Source organism: Streptomyces sp. NPDC058620, assembly GCF_042717135.1.
Classification (GTDB): Bacteria; Actinomycetota; Actinomycetes; order Streptomycetales; family Streptomycetaceae; genus Streptomyces.
The window spans coordinates 36,181-51,221 of the sequence record NZ_JBHXQO010000025.1 but is presented as its reverse complement, the minus strand read 5'-3'; the positions used below and the strand labels follow the sequence as shown (position 1 = coordinate 51,221).

Below are 15,041 nucleotides of genomic sequence, written 5' to 3'. Positions count from 1 at the left end.
GCTGGTCGCGGCACTGGCACTGATCACCGGCTGCGGCAGCGGTGTGGCCGACACCGCGAGTGTCCGGAGTCCTGCGGGGTCTTCGGCCCGCTCGCCGGAGACGGCGGAGCCGGAGCAGACGATCGAGCGGGACAAGGGGCCGGTTCTCGAGCGGTTCCCGGAGTTCGGGGACATCACCGCCGTCGAATGGGTCACGAAGGAGTTCGGGAGGCCGTCGGAGATGGCGGGCCCCACAGACTTCCGTGTCTCGGGCGTGGCTCAGCTGGCGAGGGGCGATACCGAACGGCTCCAGCAGGAGCACGACTGGGTACCGGCCGAGGAAGCCCCGGCCACGCTGGGAGGGATCTCCCCGAAGGTGCCCAAGGGGGTGGCCTGGGAGGTGAGTGAGAGCTTCACCTCCCAGGTGACGGGAGGAGCGTTCGAAGCGACGTTCTTCCTTGATCCCAAGGCTGGGGTCATGGTGTTCGACGCCGTGAATCCGTCGGTCGCGAATCCCTGAGCACTGCTGGGCAGGCTGTTGGCCGTACGCGCATGCATACGGCCAACAGCCGGACCGGTGAGCTTCGGAGCAACGTCGCGAGGCGCGGGGCGGCAGACACGTAGGAACTGCGTGAGGATGGAGGCTCACGAATCCCGTTGCGGCGCAGGGTGGTCCGCGGCCCTGGGCGCCGGGCTCCCATCGCTCTTCGGGGGTGGTGGCTGTGCTGGGTGAAGGGAAATTGGTGTGGCGAACGCCTAACCGATCCCCGTTCGAGCGGGGTTCATGGTCGCGGGTGCGGGGCTGAGGAGATGGTGGGTGCGGTGGCCGGCCGTGTCCTGCAGGGCCAGGACGGCTGCGGCGGCGAAGTCGACGGGAGTGAGATCGACTCGTACGGGGGCGTCGGGCAGGTAGCCGATGAGCAGTCCGGCACGCACCAGAGCACAGATCCCGTCGCTGTGCGGGCAGGCCCCGGTCACTCCGTTCCCGCCGATACGGCCCGAGCGGATGATTGTGGCCGGGGGCACCGGATAGGGACAGCGGCCGAAGCCGGCTCCCTGCTCGCCCGGTTGCCGCAGATCCAGGGGCTGCCAGCCCGCTTCGCGGAGGAATTCGTGCGGGTCATGGGTGCCGAACTGCCAGGGACTTCCGTCGTCGGAGAGATTCTTCAGGAACGGGCGCGCGTACGGGTTGGTCAGCGCTGTGGCGCTGATGAAGTCGCCAGCCAGCACGGAACCCGGTGCGGAGAGTTCGGCGATGACGCCCAGCAGGCCGCGCACGGCAACGGCGGGCAGACAGAAGAACAGCCCCTCCGCCACCCACAGTGTGGGCCGCGCCGGGTCGAGGCCGGCGGCCGCCAGTGCCGGGGCCAGCCACCGGTCAGGTCGACCGGCACCTCCCGCCGCTCACACCCCTGTGCGTAGCCGTCGCCGAGAAGGCGGCCTTGACGGCCGGCAACTCGGGGTGGTCGACCTCGTACAGGATCGTGCCCTCCGGCCGGCGAAGACGTGCCGCCCGAGTGTCCATCCCAGCACGACCAGCGCCACCTGCCCCACTTCGCGGCTCGCCGCGGTGTGTACGGCCTCGTCGATATACCTGGTCCGCACCGTCAGGTACAGCCTGGTCCCCGCACCGGCGTAGCGGTCGAGCAGGTCGAAGCCCTGCCGCCGGCGAGGGTTCGCGCCCAGGGGTCGGCGGAGAGCGCATCGGACCGCTCGGACTCCAGCGCGCGGGCGGCGGCCGTCCACTGGGCGGTGCAAGAGACCGCTTCCATCAGACTTCCTTCGGTACAGCGAAGAAATGCCGTTCGACGGCGCTGAGGGTGCGGACCTGTTCCCGATCCACTTGGCCAAAGTCGACCGTGCGCCCGCTGAGTTGCTCAATGAGCGGCAGGAGCTCTACGTACAGCAGAGGGTCCAGGACCTGGCCGGTGATCAGATCGGTGCCGGCATTGAGGTCCAACGTCCGGCGTACTGCTTCCAGGGCGCGGGCGTTGTTGTCGGGGCTGATCCGTTTGCGGACTTTCAGCTCACCGAGATCACCGGGCAGGTCAGACCCGCCCGTACGCGACACCGGTGCTGTGCGGTCCGCGGCGAGCCCGAGCCGTGCCCCGTGACCAGGCTGGGGGCTCGTCCCGGAGAAGACAGCGGGTGTCAGTCGCCGGCCTTCATCTTGGCGGCGGTGGCCCCTGCGGCCGTCGGGGGCTTGAGCTGGACCCAGCCGGCCTTGCTCGGTGCGCCCTCCTCGTTGAGGAGGAAGAGCATGTAGTAGCCGGGCGGGGCCGCGGCGGCGGTCGGCGGGGCCTGGAGCTCCAGGAAGTTGCCGCTGCGGCTCTTGATGCGCAGTTCGAGGTGACGCTGGCTGGTGTTGATCGAGTGGGTGGCGGTGGTCGGTGCCAGCAGTACGGCGCGGGTGACGTCGTTGGGCGTGCTGGTGCTGACCGTGATCTTCTCGTTGTAGCCGACGCTGGGGTTGAAGATCAGGCCGAGCGAGGGGCGGCTGGCCTGGTGGAGGTAGGCCGGCTCGTAGATCTCGATGCTGCCGTTGTTGTTGTCGGTGATGTCGGGGTCGTTGGCGAGCTGCTGGAGCTCGTCGCCCGTGATCATGACGCGGCCGTCCGGGAGGACCACGCCGTTGGAGTGGTAGCCGCGTGGCAGCCGTTGGACGGGGCCGAGCTTCCAGTCGCCGTTCTCGTCGCGGAGTTCGACCTGGCGGTACTTCAGGTCGGCGTTGGGGTTGTACGGTCCGTTGCCGTAGTCGCGGATGTCGAAGGCGCCGTTGACGCTGAGCAGGTTGCCGTTCGGCAGGAGCAGGGTGTCGTCCTGGGTACGGCCGAAGGCGCGGGGCTTCTCGGTGCTCCACTTGCCGCCGGCCAGCCGGTAGGTGTTCGGGTCATTGCGGTCGCCGCCGAGGACCAGGACCGAGTCGGGGCCTCGGAAGCCAGCCGGCAGGGGGACCGCGGAGCCGTAGTTGCGCCTCCACTCCCCGCCGTCCGGGCCGGGCTTGTCCTTGTTGATGTCCGGGCGGTTCGGCAGGTCGGTCTTGGTGTCGGCGGCGGTGTCGAAGAGCCATTGCTGGTCCACGGAGCGGCCGAGGCCGTAGATCTTGCCGTCGCGCAGCGAGAACAGCTGCGGATAGTCCCACTTGAACGGGGCTTCGGTCGTGAGCTTGTCCACCCCCCAGCCGACGGGCTTGACCGACTTGTCGACGGGCAGCGGGTGGATCGCGGCGGGGAAGCGCTCGACTACCGGGGTGGGGGTGCCCCAGCCGAGTTCCGACTGACCGGACATGATCACCTGACGTCCGTCGGCGCCGGTGACCACGCTCGGGTACCAGCGGCCGACGGACATGTCCTTGTTCAGGTACCAATCCTCCGTCCATGGGTCGAAGACGAGGGACAGCTTGGCGCCGGAGCCTCCGTTGCCGCCGAGGTTGCCGCCGAAGACGCCGAGCATGCCGTTGGGCAGATAGGAGTGGCCGGCGCAGAAGAACGGGGCCGGGCGGGGCTCGTTCTTGCCGTCGGGCATGTTGATGACCGGCGGCTTCTTCTCGGTGAACGCGCTGGGGCCGGTCCCCTTGGCGGGGTCCCAGATCCAGGCGCGGCCGGCGTTCTCCTTGCCGATGGTGTCGGTGGGGGCGGGTTCCTTCTGCGGGTTGGTCTCGATCCGCTCGAAGGAGAACAGCAGGACCTTGCCGGTGGGCAGCAGCGCGATGTGGGCTGCGAAATCAGGGGACTGGAAGTACTCGCGGAACCGGCCGAACTCGGCGGCGTCGAAGGAAGCGTTGGCCTTCTCCTGGGAGGCGGTCAGTGCCTTGAGCCGCTCCGTACGGGTGGTCTGCGGGTACTCGCCGACGCCGGCCAGTGCCTTCCGGGTACGGGCGTGCTCCTCGGCGTGCTCCTTGCCGAGCGTCGCCGCCTCTGCCGGGTCGATGGTGACCGGTGCGGTCGCCGCCCGGGAGGCGGGGGCGTACGGAAAGGCTTCGCCCTGGTCTCCGTCACCGGTGTGGGCGAGTACGGGGCCTGCCGACGCCATTGCCATGGACGCGGCCATCGCGGTGGCGGCGCAGAGCGAGATCGCCGTGGCGAGCCTCCGGCGGGCGGGCATGGGTGGATTACTGCGGGACATGGGACTCCTTGCAGCAGAGAGGAGGGCGCAGCCGCGCCGACCGGGGACGCGTGGGGGACGGGCTGCGCCGGGACTGCCACGTGTTCACACACGGTGACGAAGCCCAGTGTTCCCGCGTGTCACCTGGCTGTCGCCCTGAGACATGCAGGCGGGTGATCCCGCCCCCGAAAGGCACCTCAACGCACCTCACGTGCCACCGACCAGCAAGGTTGTGGACAGCGAGCGGGTGACGATCGGGCTCATCGGCCAGTCGGTCAGTGGAAGGGTATGCGCGTGCTGCGTACTCTATTGACTACTCTGCGCAACATTGACGTGGAGGTGTCGATCTTCTGGAGAGAACATGGCGGACGATCTCAAACTGCGTGAGAGCGACGACATCCAGGGCGATGTGATCGCCGGCTTCAAGAAGGACCAGATGACCCTGCTGTTCCTCAAGTTCGAGGACCCGGCAAGGGCGCGCACCTGGGTCAAGGCCCTGGAACCGCAGATCTCCACGACGAGGCAGGTGGCGACCTTCAACGCCGCCTTCAGCAAGGCCAGGAAGGCGTCGGTCGGCGACGACCCGAAGGCGCTGAAGGCCACCTGGATCAACGTCGGTTTCACCTGCGCGGGCCTGCGGGAGCTGACCGGAAAGGACCCGCTTCCCTCCGTCAAGCCGGGTAGCGGCCTGGAAGCCTTCAAACAGGGCTCGGACAAGCGGGCGCTCGGGGACACCGGCGACAGCTCGCCGGAGATGTGGCTCTTCGGCAACGGCAAGGGCCAGGTCGTCCACGCTGTGCTCACCGTCGCCTCCGACACCGTCCAGGACCTCCAGGCGACGGTCAGACAGCAGCGCGAGGCGTGCGCCGCGGCAAAGATCGTGATCGTGTTCCAGCAGGACACCGCCACACTGTCCGGCAGCCGGAGGGGCAAGGAGCACTTCGGCTTCAAGGACGGCGTCAGCGAGCCCGGCGTGATCGGCTTCGACGAGCCGGACCCCGTCAAGCCCGAGTACGTCAAGGGCCACCACGGCACCCGGCTGATCCCGCCCGGCGAGTTCGTCGTCGGCCACGACCGCGTCGGCGGCGTGCCGCACGAGACGCCCGACTGGGCCGACAACGGCACCTTCCAGGTGGTGCGGCGTCTCGGCCAGGACGTCCCGGGCTTCTGGTCCCAGGTCGCCGGGCAGCTGAAGGTGCTCAAGGAGGCCAAGGTGGTGCCACGCGAGGCCACCTCGGAGTGGCTGGCGGCCCGCCTCGTCGGCCGGTGGCGCTCAGGCACCCCCGTCGCCACGTGCCCCAACGCCGACAGGCCCTCCAACGCGCTGGCCGGCGACGACAACGACTTCGGCTACCGCAATGACCCCGAAGGCTTCATCACCCCGCTCTTCTCGCACCTGCGCAAGACCAACCCCCGGGACGGCCTGCAGGAGAAGCCCGGTGATCCGCCGTTCGACGAGAATCCGGTGATGGACCGCCGCCGGATCATCCGCCGCGGTGCCCCGTACGGCGCGCCCTTCGACCCCGCCTCGGAGGGACCCGGCGGGCCCGACGAGAAGCGCGGCCTGCTCTTCGTCTGCTACCAGTCGGACCTTGTGCAGCAGTTCGAGTTCATCCAGAAGGCGTGGGTCGACAGCCCGGACTTTCCGCCCAACCGGCCCAACAAGCCCGGCCCCGACGGAATGGTCGGCGCCGCCGGAAAGCTCAGCTACGAGACCCCAGGCAAGACCACTCAGCTGAGCCTGGGTCAGTTCGTCGTCACCGAGGGGTCCGTCTACTCCTTCGTACCCTCGCTGGCCCTGCTGCGGCTGCTCGGTGATGGCCGGCTCACCGACAAGCCGCCCGCTGACGTCCGGCCGACCGACGCCTTCCTGCCCATCCCCGACATGCAGCGGGACAAGGGCAAGAGCTGGTACTGGGCGTACGGGACAGGCAGCGACGGCGCCGTCTGCCGGACCGTCTCCATCGCCGACGGGGACGAGCACGCCGACGTCCGCGAACGCCCCGACCGGCCGCTGACCACCTGGCCGTGCTACGCCGGGGTGAAGAAGGTCGACGCGATCCTGCCCGTTCCGGACGAGCAGCGAATCGACGGCCGCAGCCGGTTCTGGCTGTTCCACACCGTCGAAGGCCGGCAGGTCTACCGGAAGATCTCGATCGCCGACGGCGCCGAGTCCGGACTCCCGCCCGAGCAGACCTCCGCGATCGACCTCCCGGACCGCCCGCTCTCCGCCTGGGTCTCGTTCAACGGCATCGAGAGGGTGGACGCCTTCCTGCCGGTCCCCGACATGCAGCGGGTCGACGGCAAGAGCTGGTACTGGGTGTTCCACACCTTGATGGACCGTCAGATCTACCGCCTCATCTCGGTCGCCGATGGCAGGATGCACCGGGACACCCTCGAACGCGGCGACCGCGGCCTCGACCTGTGGCGATCGCTGGACGGGATCACGCGGGTCGACGAATTCCTCGCGGTACCGGACATGCAGCGGATCAACGGCATGAGTCTGTTCTGGGTGTTCCACCAGGACAAGTACCGGATCATCGTGATCCGCGACGGCCATGGCCACGAGGACCAGGTCACGGTCGAGGACCGACCGCTGACGATGTGGAGGTCCCTGACGGGCTGACCGGCCCCTGACCCTGGCTCCGGCTTCGAGGGCAGCCAGTGGCCCCTGCTACGGCCGCCCCCGGGGGCCCGCCCGGCCGTAGCAGGGCCGGAGGGGCCGGGGCCATCGACCTCTTGCTGTGTGCGACAGCGGTCCATCACGGTCACACGGTGCTCCACGTGGACAACGACTTCGCCACGGTGGCGGCGGTCCTCAAGGAAGTGCAGCAACGGGACGTACGCGCCTGACCACTGTCCTTCTCTGATTTCGCAGGCAGCCCCAGTCGACCAGGTTGCGGCGAAGGCTGGGCGGAGGCGTTCGCCCGCTGAGCTGGACGGGTGGTGTTCTTCCAGTTCCGGCGTGTTCTTTCAGGTGCGGGTTTTCAGAAGGTGTCCAGCCAGCCGCGACAGGGTTAGAGCCAGGGCCCCGAGACAGACCCACAAAGCCCAGCCAAAGTCGCTGTTGACGGCACGGTCCAGCCCGTAGCCCGCGAACAGCACGCCGAGCAGCGTGAGATACCCACCTTCGCGTGTCCACCAGGCCCGCCTGCCGGACTGGTCGGCCAACTCCAGGGCGTAGACCTCCACGGGACCGAACTCCTCAGCCGGTGCGCGCCCGGTGTCAGCGAGGTGAAGCCGGGCCTCGGCGACCAGTTGCCGCACGCGACTGCGGGGGATGCCATGTCTGCCGGACAGCAGGTCACCGAGGTGGCCGAACCACCGATCGGTCACCGCCGCGTCGGCTCCCACGGAGAACGCGGGTTCCGTGCCGCCCGTCTCCTGGGCCGACGCGGTCGTGGCTCTGCGTCGTGAGTCGGCCGAGGGTTCCAGCCGCCAGCCAAAGAGTGCGAGTGACGCCCCGCACACGGCGAACGTCCACGCCGGCAGCCGCCCGACAGGCTCGTGCGACAGTCCGAGGAAGGCAACGGCACCAGCCACGACCAGGACCAGGACGCCGACCGCAGCGGCGGCTGCGGCCTTGGCCCGGCCGGCAGTACGCAAAGCGAGAACCGAGCCACTTGCCGCCATCGCAGCCATGACCAGGACGGACCCGGCGACACCGGCGAAGGTGAGCTTCACCCACCACTCGCCGCGGACCAGCGCCATCCCAGCCCCGACCACCAGCAAGAGGGCAACGCCGTACACGCCTATGCGTAGATGGTCAGCCGGACGAAGTCCGGCCCAGTCCCGTCCGGCCCGCTCACCGACCGGGTCGCGCTCCCGGGCGGCCCGTAGGGCGTATTCGTCAGGATCCCCGAAAGCCTCCCTCGGGTGCTCGCCGGTCTCTGCGCAGTACTCGCCGACTTCGCCGAGTACATCCTCCACCGCGGCCCGGTCCATGCCCGGCTGCAGAGCTAACCGCTGCTCCAGACGCGCCGCCCACTGCTCACGCGTCTCACCGTGCTGTGCGGTCATCCGTCACCCTCGTTGCTTCGATCCGTTTCCAACAGGCCATCCATCAGGGCCGAGAACCTGGCCCACTGCCCCCGCTGATCCCGGAGCCTCTCGACTCCCGCCTCGGTGAGCGCATAGACCTTTCGCCCCGGCCCGCCCTCGCCCGGCTCCCACGTAGCGCTCACCATCCCGTCACGCTCCATCCGCCCCAGCACCGGATACAGGGCACCTCCCCGCACCTGCCCGAACCCCTGCGCGGCCAGGCGCTGCGCCAGCGCATAGCCATGTGCGGCTCCCTCGGCCAGGGCCGCCGCGAGAGCCAGTTCGAGAGCTCCCCGCAGCCACCCCGTCTGCCAGTCGGCCGTCGCGTCCGTCATTCCACCGCCTAAGGAGGATCCCGAGTACCCCCGAACTCATGCTAGTACGAGAATAGACTAGATGCCCTCGGGCAACAGCGATTGCACTCGACATGCATCTGGGCGGCGCCCTCTGCCGCGAGAGGGCGCCGCCCGCCCGTAGAGGTTGCCCGTTACCTTCTCTGCCGACGGCTGAATCCGACGCGTGTTGGTCGTCGAGGGGCCGTTGGCGGGGCTGAGTGTGTCCTCGAGGATGTTGATGACTTCTTCCCGGGGCAGTGAAACCGTGACCCGCACGGCCGCAGCTAAACGCCCTGTGAGGCCAAGGCGGGACTTCTGAGTCTCTGCGCCGGAGCTGGGGTCAGCGTGGGTACTCCTTGGGCGGAGTCGATCCTGCCGCTTTGCGCCCCCATCACTCATTTGTGGGCCTACGGCGTAGGTATTTCGGTCTGTGTGTTGCGAATGCAATGGATCTGCGGGCCGTGCTGACATGTCAACAGGGGAGTCGGATCGAAGGGGATCGAGCGGGATGCAGCCGGACGGACACAGGTTGGTATGCCCGCTTCATCAAGAAAAAGGCAAGTGAGGCGCGTCACCGGTTTGGGTTCGAGTCCAAAACGCACCACCGAGCATCCCCAAGCGGAATCGTTCTGACCTGGGGAAACGTGTTTCACGGGAGCCTTTTGCGCGTGGCGGGCGCCTTGCGAAGGTGCGGCGAACGTGGGTCCTCGCACATTGCGTCGCCTGCGGCCGTACCTTGCCGCGCACGCCGACGGGTCGGGCTCTCTCCGGCAGTCGCATGCAGCAGCGTGCTCAAGGTCGAGTACGTCCACCGTCACGCTTTCCGCACCCGGGCCGGGATCGCCCCCGGATGTAGCACCGAGCAGGATGGCTAGGACGTAGATCGTGCGGTCCGTAGTGCCGAGTTCCGTGAAGCGCGGTGTGAAGGCAACGCCGAGCAGGAAGGCCAGCAGGATCTGTACACCCGTCTGCGCCACCCGCACCTCCTGGAGCAGTTCCACCCAGCGCCGGTCAGCGCGCTCAGCAGCCGTCTCGCCGATCGGCGGACGCTCCTCGGCTGCCGCTCACGTCAACGACGCTTGCCTTTCCCCTCGTCGGTAGAGGCCGGACCCTTGTTTCTGGGAGCGTCGCCTCCGCGGGCGTGCTTCTTGCCGCCCTGGCCCGCGTTCTTCCCCGCCTTCTTGTCGCTCCGACTGTCCTGGCCGTGGGACGGCGCACCGGAGGAGGTGGTGGAGCCCGGGGAATCGGCCGACGGCTTGCCGGCGGACTCTCGAACGGGCCCGGGGGCCGAGGAGCCGACGGAGGGCTCCCCAGTGCTGTGCCGTACGGACGCGGATGTAGGCGAAGTGGGTGCTTCCTGCTCACTGGTGCCGCCTGGCATGAGGGCAGTGGTGGTGAGGGCAGCACCGATCAGAGCGACGAGCGTGGTGCCGCCGACAAGGAGCGTCCGCGCGCGCCGGGGGAGTGATGCCCTTGTGGGTGGCTGAGGTGTCTCCCCTCGCGGAGAGGTTGAGAGGGGAAAAAGTTTGTCGCCCTCCCCTTGATCTCCGACAGCGAGGTGGGACGTGGGGTCGGCCGGCCCCGGGGCGGCGGTGGGGTCCATGGCGAAGTCCGTCAGGGTGGCGGTGCAGTCATGTGCGTCCGGTCGTACGGCCTCGTCGGCGGAAGTCATGTCGCGCAGAAGGCCGGCCAGGGGCGCCGGCATGTGGTCGGGGATGACGGGCGGCCTGTGCAGGCGGGCCACTGCCGCTTCCACGGGCGGGCCGCTGTATTCGAGTTCGCCTTTGAGGCATTCGAGCAGAAGGAGCCCGAGTGCGTAGATGTCTGCCGCGGAGCCGGCCCCCTTACCGAGGACCTGCTCGGGTGCGAGGTAGGCGGCGGTGCCGACGAGTGCACCGGGGGCAGTGTGCGATGTGGCGTCGATGAGGCGGGATATACCGAAGTCCGTGAGATAGGGCTTGCGCTCCGCGTCCAGCAGGATGTTGGAGGGTTTGATGTCCCGATGCACGATTCCCGCTGCGTGCACATGGGCAAGAGCGTCGGCGAGGCGGACGCCAAGTCGAGCGACGGACTCCGGCGTCATGGGGGTGGCTGCGAGTTCCTGCCGCAAGGTGGGGCCCCGTACCAGCTGCATGATCAGGTACGAACGGTCCTCGTGCCGCCCGGCGTCGTACACAGTGACGAGCCCTGGATGCTGAAGGCGTGCCAGCAGCACGGCCTCGTCACGGAATCGCTCCTCGAGGACGGCGTCGGCGCCGGGTCGGAACATCTTCACGGCGACAGACCGCCCGAGGCGTAGGTCGGTCCCCTCGTACACGTCCGCCGCACCGCCCGCGCCGACCAGCTCACCGAGCCGATAGCGGTCGGTGAGGATGCCGTGTCCCCTTCTCGAGCCGACTCTGGTCGACGGCTTACGACCCGGCATGTGACCTCCCGCAGGCGAGGCGCACCGATGTGTACGCATGGACGACCCGAACGCTTCTCCGGTTACCCCGTACGCCGCCACCCATCCGCGGGGGTACCTGCGAATGGTGCTCTCAGGATCGAAGAGGACGCAGCAGGACTGAAACGGACAGACGAGCGACATCCCTCCCGGCCCCGGCGTCAGCGCGCGGTGTCCCCGGGCCTTCAGGAACGGGTGGCCGGTGGCGACTCCGGTGTCGAGGATGGCGATCGCACTGCCTTCGCCCGTCTTACCGGCTGCGGCGGCCTGGTCACCACCGATGAGGGAGACGCTGCCGTCCAGTGTCGGCCGCGCTCGGCAGGTCCGTGCGGTTCTCGGTGACGACGTTGACGCGGACGGTGCCGCCGCCGGCGGCCTCGTCGTACAGCGGCGGGCCGTCAAATCCCGTACTTGAGCGCGTGGTTGCTCGCAGCGCGACCAACGGGACCCGCAGCCGTGGGGAAACGGCCGGGGTCCCGCGTGAGATGTAGGTTTCTGCCGCCGCTCAGCCCGCGTCGCGCAGCGAGGGCATCTCGCCCTCGGTGGTGGTGACGTCGATGACCGAGAACTCCGCCCCCTGCGGGTCGGAGAGGGCCGCGAACCGTCCGAAAGGGCTACTCATCGGCCCGAACCGCAGCACCGCGCCGCGCTCCGTCGCCTTCGCCACCGCCGCGTCGCAGTCCGCGACGGTGAAGAACACGTTGACGTACGAGGGCACCTCGGGCGGGAAGTCGTCCGTCATCTTCATCCGGCCGAGGACGGCGTCCTCGCCCAGGTTGTAGACGGCGAAGTCGATGGCGTCGTCCTCCATCTTCTTCACCCGGTACGGGAAGAGGCGGGGGAAGAAGGTGTCCGACTTCTCCGGCGCCCGGGTGAAGACCTCCGCCCAGCAGAACGCGCCGGGCACGGCCTGCGCCTCGAACCCCTTGTGGGTGTCCGGCTGCCAGACCCCGAACACCGCCCCGCCCGGGTCGGCGGCCAGCACCATCGTGCCGAAGTCACCGACCCGCATCGGCTCCATCAGGACCTGGCCGCCGCTGTCGCGGACCTTGCCCGCGGTGGCGGCGGCGTCCGACGAGGCGAGGTACAGACACCAGGCGGCCGGGGCCTCCTGGCCGGGCATGGGCGGCGACACGGCGGCCACCGCCTTCCCGTCCGCGTACGCCTGGGTGTAGTTACCGAACTCCGGCGACGACTCGCCGAAGGACCAGCCCAGCACATCCCCGTAGAAGCTCTTGGCCGCTTCGATGTCGGGAAACGTGGCGTCCGCCCAGATCGGCGCGCCCTCAGGTGTTTCGGCCATGACGCTGTTCTCTCTTCGCTTGGTGATTGGTCCTGTTTTTCACGCTAACCAACCATTTATCACCTTGCGCGTCGGGACATCAGCGACCCAGTGACCGCTTCATGATCTTTCCCAGGTCGTTGCGGGGCAGGGCGTCCAGGTAGCGGACCGTACGCGGGCGCTTGTGCGGCGCCAGCAGGCCCGCGACATGGCCGGACAGCTCATCGGCCGAGGGGGGCGAGCCGGGATCGGCGGGCACCACCCAGGCGACGATCCGCTCGCCGAGATCCGCGTCGGGCTCGCCGGTGACGGCGGCCTCGCGGACACCCGGGTGGTCCAGCAGGGCGTTCTCGATCTCGCCCGCGCCGATCTTGTAACCACCGCTCTTGATCAGATCGGTGGCCTTGCGGCCGACGATCCGCACATAGCCGTCGGCGTCGAGCGTGGCCATGTCGCCCGTACGGAACCAGCCGTCCGCGGTGAGGGCGGCGGCCGTCGCGTCGGGCCGGTTCAGATAGCCGGTGAAGAGGTTCGGGCCGCGCACCTGGATCTCGCCGATGACGGCCGGGTCGTCGAGCACCGTGCCGTCCTCCTCGACCAGACGGAGTCCGACGCCGCGCAGGGGCGGGCCGACCGTCCCGGGGCGCGCCTCGCCGTCCGCGCGTACACCCGTGTTCATCAGGGTCTCCGTCATCCCGTACCGCTCGATGACCCGGCGGCCAGTGGCCGCCGCGATCCGCTCGTGGTCGTGGACCGGCAGCGCCGCCGACCCGGAGACCAGGAGCCGGGCGCCCGCGAGCGCCTTGGTGAGCCCGGGGGAGCCCGCCGGGTCGCCGAGCGCCTCGGCCAGCCGGTGGTACATCGTCGGCACACCGAAGAGCATCGTGCCGCCGGACAGCAGTTCCGCGGCCACGCCCTCGACGGAGAACCGGCCGAGGTGGCGCACCGAACCGCCCCGGCGCAGCGGCCCGAGCACGCCCAGGATCAGGCCGTGTACATGGAACAGCGGCAGGGCGTGGACGAGCACGTCGTCGCCGGTCCACTGCCAGGCGTCCTCCAGCGCGTCCAGCGAGGCGGCGATCGCACGGCGGGGCAGGATCGCGCCCTTGGGCGGGCCCGTGGTACCGGAGGTGTAGACGATCAGGGCGGGAGCCTCGGGGGAGGGCTCGGGGAAGGCGGCGTCCGGAGCGGCGGCGGCCGTATCGATGTCCAGGCGTGCGAGCCCGGCCAGCGCCGCCGGGAGCACGTCGGCGGCCCCGGCGAGCACCACCGAGGGCGCGCTGTCGGCGACGATGTGCGCGAGCTCGCGTGCGCCCGTCCTCGGGTTGACCGGCACGGCCGGCACTCCGGCGCGCAGCGCCGCCACCACCGCGACGACGGTCTCCGCGGTCGGCGTGGCCCAGACGGCGACCCGTCCCGCGCCCGCGATACGGACCGCGAGGGCGTCCGAGGCGGCGGCCATCTGTGCGTAGGTCAGGGAGAGTTCACCGAACCGGACGGCTTCCCGGGAGGCCATGGTGCCGGACGGGCCGGACGGATCCTGGAGTGCAGGCAGAAGAGTCGTCACCCGGCGAAGCCTAGGGGCCGCGCGGGCCGGGGGTCAGCCGTCGCGCTGGATCGTGCGCATCCGCCCGTACGCGTACACGCATCCGGCCAGCGCCAGATCGGACAGCAGCATGAAGCCGATCGAGTACGAGTCCTTGGCGCTGTAGATCGCGCCCATCACCAGCGGCGGTACGAAGCCGCCGAGACCGCCCATTGCGCCGACGATGCCCGTCACGCTGCCCACCTTGGGCTGCGGTGTCACCTGGGAGACCAGGGCGAAGACGCTGCCGCTCGCGGTGCCGAGACCGGCCGCCATGCAGAGCATCGCGATGGTGCCGCCGGGCACCAGGGGCGGGTCGAATGCCTGGACGATCGCCATCAGAGCGGCAGCCAGCAGGGCCACCGAGGTGACCATCGCCGGGTGGATGCGGTCCGAGAGCCAGCCGCCGATCGGCCGGAAGACGACGGTGACCAGGGCGAACCCGGCGGCGCGGGTGCCCGCGTCGGTCGGCGAGAGGTCGTACCAGGTCTTGAGGTACGTCGGCAGATAGACCCCGAAGGCGACGATGCCGCCGAAGCCGATCGCGTACAGCGCGGACAGCTCCCAGGTCACCCGCAGCTTCCCGGCCTCGCCCAGGCGGTGCGCCAGGGTGTCGGTCGGGATCTTCCGGTCGGGGCGGTCGGTGATCAGTACGGCGGCGAGGAGGGCGTAGAGCACGAGCGCCCCGCCGACCACGAGGAACGGCAGACTGTCTCCGCGCTCGGCGATGCGGGGCGTGAAGTAGCCGGACAGCGCCACGCCGCCCATGCCCATGCCGAAGACACCGAGCGCGAAGCCCCGCTTGGCGGGCGGGAACCACGAGTTGACCAGCGGGACGCCGATGGCGAACGTGGTGCCGCCGAGGCCCAGCAGGAATCCGACCGCGAGCATCGCGCCGTAGGAGTTCTTCGCCGGGATCAGCAGCAGCACGGGGACGACCGTCAGCGCCGAGATCAGCGGGAACATCAGCCGGGCGCCGTACCTGTCGGTGAGCGCGCCCACCGGGATGCGTCCCAGCGAGCCGACGAGCACCGGCACGGCGACCAGGACGGACTGCTCGAAGGAGCTGAGCCCCAGCCTGTCCTTGTAGTCCGCCGACATCGGGGCGATGAGATTCCAGGCCCAGAAGGTGAGCGCGAAGCCGACCGTGGCCATCGCGAGATTGCGGTAGGGAGCGGCGGACTGTTCCGCTGCGGGGGACGGCGGCTGCTTGACGGCGGTATCCACGGCACAAGTCAAGGGCGCGGACCCGGCGCGGGCCCGTCGGAGTGC

The 15,041-nt window shown here is 69.5% G+C and carries 13 protein-coding genes and 2 pseudogenes; 3 read left to right on the top strand and 12 right to left on the bottom strand.

Features of this window, described 5'->3' with window-relative positions; genetic code table 11:
• Positions 1 to 43 precede the first annotated feature (43 nt).
• Positions 44 to 499: a hypothetical protein gene (locus tag ACFWSK_RS22415; protein WP_383788977.1), complete on the top strand. Its 456-nt coding sequence runs from the start codon at positions 44 to 46 to the stop codon at positions 497 to 499.
• A 236-nt stretch (positions 500 to 735) separates the two neighbouring features.
• Here the strand turns inward: ACFWSK_RS22415 and ACFWSK_RS22410 are convergent, their stop codons facing one another.
• The 5 genes from ACFWSK_RS22410 to ACFWSK_RS22390 form a co-directional block, all read right to left on the bottom strand.
• On the bottom strand, positions 736 to 1,296 hold the full coding sequence (locus ACFWSK_RS22410; RefSeq protein ID WP_383788975.1) for an SDR family oxidoreductase: 561 nt from the start codon (positions 1,294 to 1,296) through the stop codon (positions 736 to 738).
• A 61-nt stretch (positions 1,297 to 1,357) separates the two neighbouring features.
• Entirely contained in the window at positions 1,358 to 1,504 is a 147-nt protein-coding gene (locus ACFWSK_RS22405; protein WP_383788972.1) for a class I SAM-dependent methyltransferase, read from the bottom strand.
• 82 nt (positions 1,505 to 1,586) lie between these two features.
• Entirely contained in the window at positions 1,587 to 1,751 is a 165-nt protein-coding gene (locus tag ACFWSK_RS22400) for a hypothetical protein (protein ID WP_383788969.1), read from the bottom strand.
• Positions 1,751 to 2,050 (bottom strand): hypothetical protein, encoded by a 300-nt coding sequence (locus tag ACFWSK_RS22395; RefSeq protein ID WP_383788967.1) that lies wholly within the window; start codon positions 2,048 to 2,050, stop codon positions 1,751 to 1,753. The genes ACFWSK_RS22400 and ACFWSK_RS22395 overlap by 1 nt, the downstream gene beginning before the upstream one ends.
• 80 nt (positions 2,051 to 2,130) lie before the next feature.
• The gene (locus ACFWSK_RS22390; RefSeq protein WP_383788964.1) at positions 2,131 to 4,104 is read right to left on the bottom strand and encodes a galactose oxidase-like domain-containing protein; all 1,974 of its coding nucleotides are present in this window, start codon (positions 4,102 to 4,104) and stop codon (positions 2,131 to 2,133) included.
• A gap of 340 nt (positions 4,105 to 4,444) precedes the next feature.
• On the opposite strand from ACFWSK_RS22390, the gene ACFWSK_RS22385 reads away from it, so the two are divergent.
• Both ACFWSK_RS22385 and ACFWSK_RS22380 read left to right on the top strand, forming a co-directional pair.
• Entirely contained in the window at positions 4,445 to 6,709 is a 2,265-nt protein-coding gene (locus tag ACFWSK_RS22385) for a Dyp-type peroxidase (protein ID WP_383788961.1), read from the top strand.
• Positions 6,710 to 6,783: 74 nt separating this feature from the next.
• Positions 6,784 to 6,936, top strand: a pseudogene (locus tag ACFWSK_RS22380) (VapC toxin family PIN domain ribonuclease); the annotation flags it as partial.
• A 120-nt stretch (positions 6,937 to 7,056) separates the two neighbouring features.
• Here the strand turns inward: ACFWSK_RS22380 and ACFWSK_RS22375 are convergent.
• From ACFWSK_RS22375 to ACFWSK_RS22345, 7 genes and pseudogenes are all read right to left on the bottom strand, one after another.
• Positions 7,057 to 8,103 carry a hypothetical protein gene (locus ACFWSK_RS22375; RefSeq protein ID WP_383788958.1) on the bottom strand — a complete coding sequence of 349 codons (1,047 nt, stop codon included), beginning with the start codon at positions 8,101 to 8,103 and terminating at the stop codon, positions 7,057 to 7,059.
• The gene (locus ACFWSK_RS22370; RefSeq protein WP_383788955.1) at positions 8,100 to 8,459 is read right to left on the bottom strand and encodes a PadR family transcriptional regulator; all 360 of its coding nucleotides are present in this window, start codon (positions 8,457 to 8,459) and stop codon (positions 8,100 to 8,102) included. Before ACFWSK_RS22370 ends, ACFWSK_RS22375 begins: the two co-directional genes overlap by 4 nt.
• Positions 8,460 to 9,301: 842 nt before the next feature.
• Positions 9,302 to 9,499, bottom strand: a pseudogene (locus ACFWSK_RS22365) (DUF6328 family protein); the annotation flags it as partial.
• Between the two features lie 29 nt (positions 9,500 to 9,528).
• Positions 9,529 to 10,884, bottom strand: coding sequence for a protein kinase (locus ACFWSK_RS22360; protein WP_383788952.1), 1,356 nt, complete (start codon positions 10,882 to 10,884; stop codon positions 9,529 to 9,531).
• Between the two features lie 523 nt (positions 10,885 to 11,407).
• The gene (locus tag ACFWSK_RS22355; RefSeq protein ID WP_383788949.1) at positions 11,408 to 12,205 is read right to left on the bottom strand and encodes a VOC family protein; all 798 of its coding nucleotides are present in this window, start codon (positions 12,203 to 12,205) and stop codon (positions 11,408 to 11,410) included.
• Between the two features lie 79 nt (positions 12,206 to 12,284).
• Positions 12,285 to 13,751, bottom strand: coding sequence for an acyl-CoA synthetase (locus tag ACFWSK_RS22350; RefSeq protein WP_383788946.1), 1,467 nt, complete (start codon positions 13,749 to 13,751; stop codon positions 12,285 to 12,287).
• 33 nt (positions 13,752 to 13,784) lie between these two features.
• Entirely contained in the window at positions 13,785 to 14,996 is a 1,212-nt protein-coding gene (locus ACFWSK_RS22345) for a nitrate/nitrite transporter (RefSeq protein ID WP_383788943.1), read from the bottom strand.
• Positions 14,997 to 15,041 lie beyond the last annotated feature (45 nt).

Coding starts and splice junctions, on each gene's coding strand:
- ACFWSK_RS22370 (WP_383788955.1), bottom strand. CDS start 8,459: ATGACGGACGCGACGGCCGACTGGCAGACGGGGTGGCTGCGGGGAGCT.
- ACFWSK_RS22360 (WP_383788952.1), bottom strand. CDS start 10,884: ATGCCGGGTCGTAAGCCGTCGACCAGAGTCGGCTCGAGAAGGGGACAC.
- ACFWSK_RS22405 (WP_383788972.1), bottom strand. CDS start 1,504: ATGGACACTCGGGCGGCACGTCTTCGCCGGCCGGAGGGCACGATCCTG.
- ACFWSK_RS22400 (WP_383788969.1), bottom strand. CDS start 1,751: ATGGAAGCGGTCTCTTGCACCGCCCAGTGGACGGCCGCCGCCCGCGCG.
- ACFWSK_RS22385 (WP_383788961.1), top strand. CDS start 4,445: ATGGCGGACGATCTCAAACTGCGTGAGAGCGACGACATCCAGGGCGAT.
- ACFWSK_RS22390 (WP_383788964.1), bottom strand. CDS start 4,104: ATGTCCCGCAGTAATCCACCCATGCCCGCCCGCCGGAGGCTCGCCACG.
- ACFWSK_RS22355 (WP_383788949.1), bottom strand. CDS start 12,205: ATGGCCGAAACACCTGAGGGCGCGCCGATCTGGGCGGACGCCACGTTT.
- ACFWSK_RS22375 (WP_383788958.1), bottom strand. CDS start 8,103: ATGACCGCACAGCACGGTGAGACGCGTGAGCAGTGGGCGGCGCGTCTG.